Origin of the sequence: Butyricicoccus sp. (assembly GCF_050872565.1) — a bacterium.
Taxonomy (GTDB): domain Bacteria; phylum Bacillota; class Clostridia; order Oscillospirales; family Butyricicoccaceae; genus Butyricicoccus_A.
The window spans coordinates 1-6432 of the sequence record NZ_JBNMHC010000113.1 but is presented as its reverse complement, the minus strand read 5'-3'; the positions used below and the strand labels follow the sequence as shown (position 1 = coordinate 6432).

The following is a 6432-nucleotide window of genomic DNA, read 5'->3' as shown; positions in this document are numbered from 1 at the left end:
CTGACTTGCCCCGTCAATGTCAATGCACAAACGGTCTTTTCTCTAAAACAGACAAAATATTTTTCTGTTTGTTGTGCAAGATGCATAATTCACGCGCGGAGACAACGGCGGAAGAGAAAAACCTAGTTGACAGCGCTCAGAACAGGGTGTATATTGGTAATACTATTTAGAACAGATGGAAATGTTACATTTTGACATAAAAGAGAAGAGGTGATACGTTTGAAAGGTAAGGCAGAAACGGGGAAAAAGAAATCGGTGCGGGCAGCAAAGACCGTTGCAGTAAAGCCGACCAAACGGCAGTTGCAGGCGATGGAGACCAAAAACAAAATCTACAAAGCAGCGATAGAAGAAATCAATAAAAAAGGCTTTAACAACGTCAATATTGAGGACATCACAACCGCTGCCAATGTGGCAAAGGGCTCATTCTATACACACTTTGAGTCCAAGGAAGCGTTGGTGTTCTATACCTTCGAGCGCTCGGACAAGCTGTACAAAGAGGCGTACCAGAAGGTGCAGAACCGCAGTTTTCTCGATACGCTTCCGTGCTTCGTGGGATGCTGCTATGAAGAGTATGAGAAACGCGGCAAGGGCATCATCCGCGCGATTATCTCCAATTACTTCAACACAGATGAAAATTTGTTCTATAACAAAGACCGCGAGCTGTACAAGTGTCTGTACCAGATTGTCGAGCACGGCAAGCAAGAGGGCGTGCTGGATGCGGAGACCGACAGCGACAGCTATGTCAAGATTCTGCTGTCTACCATGATCGGCATTGAAGTGCTCTGGTGCTTTGATGATCGAGACCGCAGTCTCGCCGAAATGATGGTCAATGCCATCCGCATTACCGCCAAGGGCATGGTGTGCGACGCAAACGGCAAATAATACCTGAGAAATGGAACAGCCTTCCGATACGGAACCAAAATCCGTGTTGGAAGGCTGTTTTTTGCTGTTTTATACGGGGAAAACCGAATCTTTCGAAGTGTATTTGTTGATATGCACAAGAATGCATGGCTTTTTTTGTGGGAATTTACGTCTTTACAATTGCCCGACTCGAAAGTATAATGACCTCAGGTCAATGACCAAGGGTCAACGAAAGAGAGCGCACCCGATCATTGCAAACATTGTATTGTTGTAGAGAAGCCGGAACATCCGGCTGCAATTTGAAGGAGGAACTAACAATGGATATGAGTTATCTGAAGGACATGCCGATCGCGGTTCTGGGCGGCGGCGCTGTAGGCAAGACGATGGCTGCAGACTGTGCACTGGCAGGCAAGGAAGTTCGCCTGTGGGATCAGCCGAGATTTGCTAAGACCAATTTCCTCAACATTGAAAAGACCGGTATCACCCTGAGCGGCAACCAGTTCAGCTTCTTCGGTTATCAGCGCAGAGGCATCGCACACGTTGCTCTGGCTACCGACGATCTGGCAAAGGCAGTAAAGGGCGCAGGCATCATCATCGTTGCTGCTGTAGCTCTGGGCCATGAGGCAATCTTCCGTGAGCTGATTCCGCTGCTGGAAGACGGTCAGGTCATTCACATCCTGCCGGATAACTGCGGCACCTTCGTATTCCGCAAGCTGATGCGTGAGATGGGCTGCACCAAGGACGTTGTTGTCGGCGCATGGTACACTGCTCCGTACGGCATCCGCGTGGTACGCCGCGGCGGCGTTGTCACCAACGAATGCAAGGTAGAGGACCGTATCACCACCATCCGTGGCTGCGCTCTGCCGATGAAGGACAACGACAGATTCATGGCTTCCGCTTACTACATTCCGGCATTCGGCGCAATCATTGACGCTGAGGGCGAGGTTACCATCTCCAAGAAGGGTGAAGAGTTCCACCACGGCTTCGTAGAAGGCAACACCGTACTCGACATCAACCTGTCCAACGTAAACCCGGTTATCCACGTTCCGGGCACCATCCTGGCAGTTTCCACCATGCAGAACTTTGACACCGTTCTGGGTCAGAACAAGGCAAATTACTCCCTGTACGCATTCGGCGCTTGCCCGGCAATCGCTGAGGTTCAGGCTAAGTTCTGGGAGGAAGAGAAGGCACTGGCTAAGGCTATGGACGTTGGTCTGTGCACCGTAAACTATGAGGACTTCTTCTCCCGTACCACCATGTACGGCAAGGAATACATGGGTCCGGACTTCGCAGTACCGTACGAAGAGAACTACCAGAACTTCTGGGGCGACGGTCCGTTCGATCTGGAAAACCGTTACATCACCGAGGACGTTCCGGTTGGCTGCTACCTGATGAGCCAGCTCGGCAAGAAGTACGACGTTCCGACTCCGATCATCGACTCCATGATCCTGCTGGCATCCACCATGCTCAAGCGCGATCTGGCTGGCGATTCCAAGTGGACGCTGGAGTACCTCGACATCGATCACATGACCCACGATCAGCTGCAGGCTTACCTGCGTGAGGGCACCTACACCCCGAAGGCATAATCGACTGTCGATTCTCTGCATAGAAATTTTGGCATCCGGACAGCGTGTGCTGTTCGGATGCCTGCAAAACAAACCAACTTTCACCAAAACCAAAGATACTTTATCTGAAACAAGAAACAAATTTTGTTCGTAACGCATCAATTGAAACCAAACTAGATATTTGGCAAGCACATCGGCGGGTTTGCTGCCATGGTATCGTTCTAAATTTAAAACCACCTATCTCAAGTATCCCTGCGGAATGTAACACCCTTTGCATTCCGCAGATACTTTTCTGGCGGAGAGCGGCGGCGGAAAAGGACGAAGGATTCTGTGTGCAAAAAAACTTGCAGTGGATGCAAAATATTTTGCGGTTAGAATTTTGCGGGTAAAGTGCTGAGGAGTTTTGCTGAAAGTTGGTTATTTTATACAAAAAATATGGAATCTCTTGACAGGTTGCATAAATTTGTCGATGAAAATTTGACAGACTGATATGAGAACCTGCAAAATTCATGCACATGTTGATTAGAGGGATTCAATAGAAAATGCCTGCAAAAACGGAAATTTGCGGTGAAGTTGCATAAAAACCAATGAGATTTATTGGAGAAAATCACGAAAAACCAAGTTTTTGTGTGCAATTTCTCGAATTGGCATGGGATTTGCATGTATATCAGTAAAGAGATACGACAAAGAAAAGCAGAGAAGAAAATCGAAGGAGGAACTTTTTATGGCTAAGGAATACATGAAGAGAATCGAAGCGCTGCGTCAGCAGTATCTGGCAACCCGCGTTGACATGGACGTATACAATGCCAAGTATCTGACCGAAGGCTTTAAGGAATCGGAAGGCGAGCCGTGGATCATCCAGAAGGCAATCGGCTACCGCCACATCTGTGAAAAGAAAAACGTATATATTCAGGATAACGAGCTTCTCGTCGGCGGCGTAGGCTTCAAGCCACGCGCTGGCATTCTGTGTGCAGACAGCTCCGCCGGTATTATCGCAGACGAGCTGGACACGATCTCCACCCGTAAGTTTGACCCGTTCTATCTGAGCGAAGAAGGCAAGAAGATCTACACCGAAGAGGTCAAGGATTACTGGAAGAATAAGTGCCTGCTCGACCGCTGGAAGAAGATGACGCCGAAGGACATGCAGACCATGAAGGACAACGGCGCGATCTTTATTGACCGCAAGGCGGTTCGCGGCTACGGCGAGACCACAGTAGATTGGCGCATGATCCTGAACAAGGGCATCGGCGCAATCCGCGATGAGGCAAAGGAAAAGCTCGCAGCACTGGACGACTCCGTACCGGGCGATCTGGAAAAGAGCTTCTTTTATCGCTCCGAGATTATTGCCGCTGACGCTGTGATTCATTTGGCACATCGCCATGCAGATCTGGCTGAGCAACAGGCAGCTTCCTGCACCGATGAAAAGCGCAAGGCAGAACTGCTCAAGATTGCAGAAGTCAACCGTCACGTTCCGGAGTTCCCGGCACGCAACCTGTATGAAGCTATGCAGTCGCTGCTGACCTATGAATATGCATGTTTCATGGAGCAGAATGCATCCTCTTATAATATCGGTCGTCTGGACCAGTACTTCTATCCGTATTACAAGGCAGATAAGGAAGCCGGCATCATCACAGACGATGACGCACAGGAGCTGTTCGATTGCCTGTGGATCAAGATCGCAGAAATGTCCCTATTCCAGGACGAAGTAACCGCACAGTATGCAGCAGGCTACTGCATTACCGTACAGACCAGCTGCGGCGGCATCAATGAGTACGGCGATGACGCAACCAACGAGCTGTCTTATATGATGATTCAGGCAACGATGGACGTTAAGTTCAAGGAGCCGAACCTCGCTGTTACCTACAGCATGGCAAAGAACCCGGACGCTCTGCTGCATAAGGCAGTAGAATCCATCTCGATGGGTCTGACCATGCCGGCTATCTACTCCAACGATGTGGGCATCCGCATGATTCTGAACAAGGGCATTCCGCTCTCCGAGGCTTGGGACTGGAACCCGTGCGGCTGCGTAGAGACCAACGTATCCGGTAAGCTCAAGGAGTACACCGATATTGCCGACATTAACATGGGCGCCATGGTAGAGTTCGCACTGAATGACGGCAAGAGCCGCATCACCGGCGAGCAGGTATCCGTTCACACCGGCGACCCGCGTGAATTCAAGACCTTTGATGACTTCTTCCAGGCAGTCATGAAGCACATTGACTATGCTGTAGACGTTATCACCTCCGGCAACCAGCTGCTCGATTACCTGTCTATGAACTATCGTCCGGTTCCGGTTCTGTCTATGGGCTTCCCGCACACGATGGAAGCTGGCAAGGACTACAGCCAGCCGGGCGGCGCAAAGTATTCCGTTGGCGGCGGCGTTATCACCGTAGGCCAGGCAGATATTGTCAACTCTGTCGCTGCTGTCAAGTATCTGGTATATGATGAAAAGAAGTGCACGATGGATGAGCTGGTGAAGGCTCTGGACGCTGACTTCGTCGGCTATGAAGACATCCAGAAGATGTGCCTCGATGCACCGAAGTACGGCAACGATGATGAGCGCGCAGACTTCTGCGTCGGCGAGATCTTCTCTCACGTTGTCGATCAGTTTGAGACCTATGAGACCGCATTTGGCAAGATGACCTGCGGTATGCTGCCGGTATCCGGCAACACCCCGATTGGTCAGTGGGTAGGCGCTCTGCCATCCGGCCGTAAGGCAACCACCCCGCTGACAGACGGCATCGGCGCAACCGGCGGCACGGACGTCAATGGCCCGACCGCACTGCTCAAGTCGGTTTCCCATATTCCGCACGCACGTTACACGCAGGGCACACAGCTCAACATGAAGTTTGAGCCGGAAATGCTCAAGGGCGAAAACGGCATCGCACACGGCATGAACATGATTAAGACCATGAGCATGTTGGATGTATACCATGCACAGATCAACTGCGTTGACCGCGACACGCTGGTAGACGCACAGGTACATCCGAAGGAGCACAGAGATCTGCTCATCCGCGTAGCAGGCTACACGGCATTCTTCGTAGAGCTGTCCAAGGAGACACAGGACGAGATCATCGGACGTACCGAAATCAATAACTGGGCTGGCGGCTGTGGCTGTTAAGCGCAGATAACGTAAATTAGAGAAGAAAAAACCACAAGGAGGCACACGCAATGAGCGTTCCAACCATTTACGATGCAGACAGAAAAGGCACCGTGTTACGTATTGAGCGGTCGTCCGTTCATGACGGCCCGGGACTTCGTACCGTATTGTTTTTGAAGGGATGCCCATTGCGGTGCCAGTGGTGTTCCACACCGGAGAGCCAGAAATTCGAGATTGAGACGAGCGATACCTATTCGTATGGCAAGGTGATGACCGTACAGGACGTCATGCGGGAGCTGCGCAAGGATTCCCTGTTCTTCTTTATCTCTACCGGCGGCATTACGTTGTCCGGCGGCGAGATTCTGGCACAGCCGGACTTCGCGCGGGCAGTTCTTCGCAACTGCCGCGCAGAATGTATGCACACGGCGATTGAAACCTCGTTTTTCGCGCCGTGGGAGACCGTAAAGAGCATTCTGCTGTATGTCAATTTGGCGTTTGTCGATATGAAGTTTTTCTCGAATGACTTACATAAAAAATACACCGGCGTGGACAATGAGTTAATCAAACAGAACCTGCTGGCGACCAACGAGTTAGAGGACAAATTCCAGCTCGTTGTCAGAACACCGATTATTCCGGGACTCAATGATTCGGAAGAAGAGCTATGTAAGATCGGCGAGTTCTGCACCAAGCTGAAAAAGCTCAGCTATGTGCAGCTGCTGCCGTACCATAAGCTCGGAACAGCAACCTATGACAAGCTGGGCAGAACCTATCAGCTGCCGGACATCAAAAGTCCGACACCGGATCAGATGGCAGGCTATGTAAAGATTATCGAGCGATATGTAGAAAATGTCATTTTCTAAGCAGATATAGACACTGTTCACGCATAGGGAGATGCAGCCGCGTCGG

The 6432-nt window shown here is 50.6% G+C and carries 4 protein-coding genes; all 4 read left to right on the top strand.

Features of this window, described 5'->3' with window-relative positions; all coding sequences use genetic code 11:
* Positions 1-219: 219 nt before the first annotated feature.
* The 4 genes from ACR0P9_RS06175 to ACR0P9_RS06160 all read left to right on the top strand — a co-directional run bounded on the left by ACR0P9_RS06175 (position 220) and on the right by ACR0P9_RS06160 (position 6386).
* A complete protein-coding gene (locus tag ACR0P9_RS06175; RefSeq protein ID WP_432618327.1) occupies positions 220-882 on the top strand; it encodes a TetR/AcrR family transcriptional regulator in 663 nt (220 codons plus the stop codon).
* Between the two features lie 296 nt (positions 883-1178).
* Positions 1179-2447, top strand: coding sequence for an NAD/NADP octopine/nopaline dehydrogenase family protein (locus tag ACR0P9_RS06170; RefSeq protein ID WP_432618325.1), 1269 nt, complete (start codon positions 1179-1181; stop codon positions 2445-2447).
* Between the two features lie 703 nt (positions 2448-3150).
* Entirely contained in the window at positions 3151-5547 is a 2397-nt protein-coding gene (locus tag ACR0P9_RS06165) for a glycyl radical protein (RefSeq protein ID WP_432618323.1), read from the top strand.
* A 50-nt stretch (positions 5548-5597) separates the two neighbouring features.
* A complete protein-coding gene (locus tag ACR0P9_RS06160) occupies positions 5598-6386 on the top strand; it encodes a glycyl-radical enzyme activating protein (protein ID WP_432618321.1) in 789 nt (262 codons plus the stop codon).
* Positions 6387-6432 lie beyond the last annotated feature (46 nt).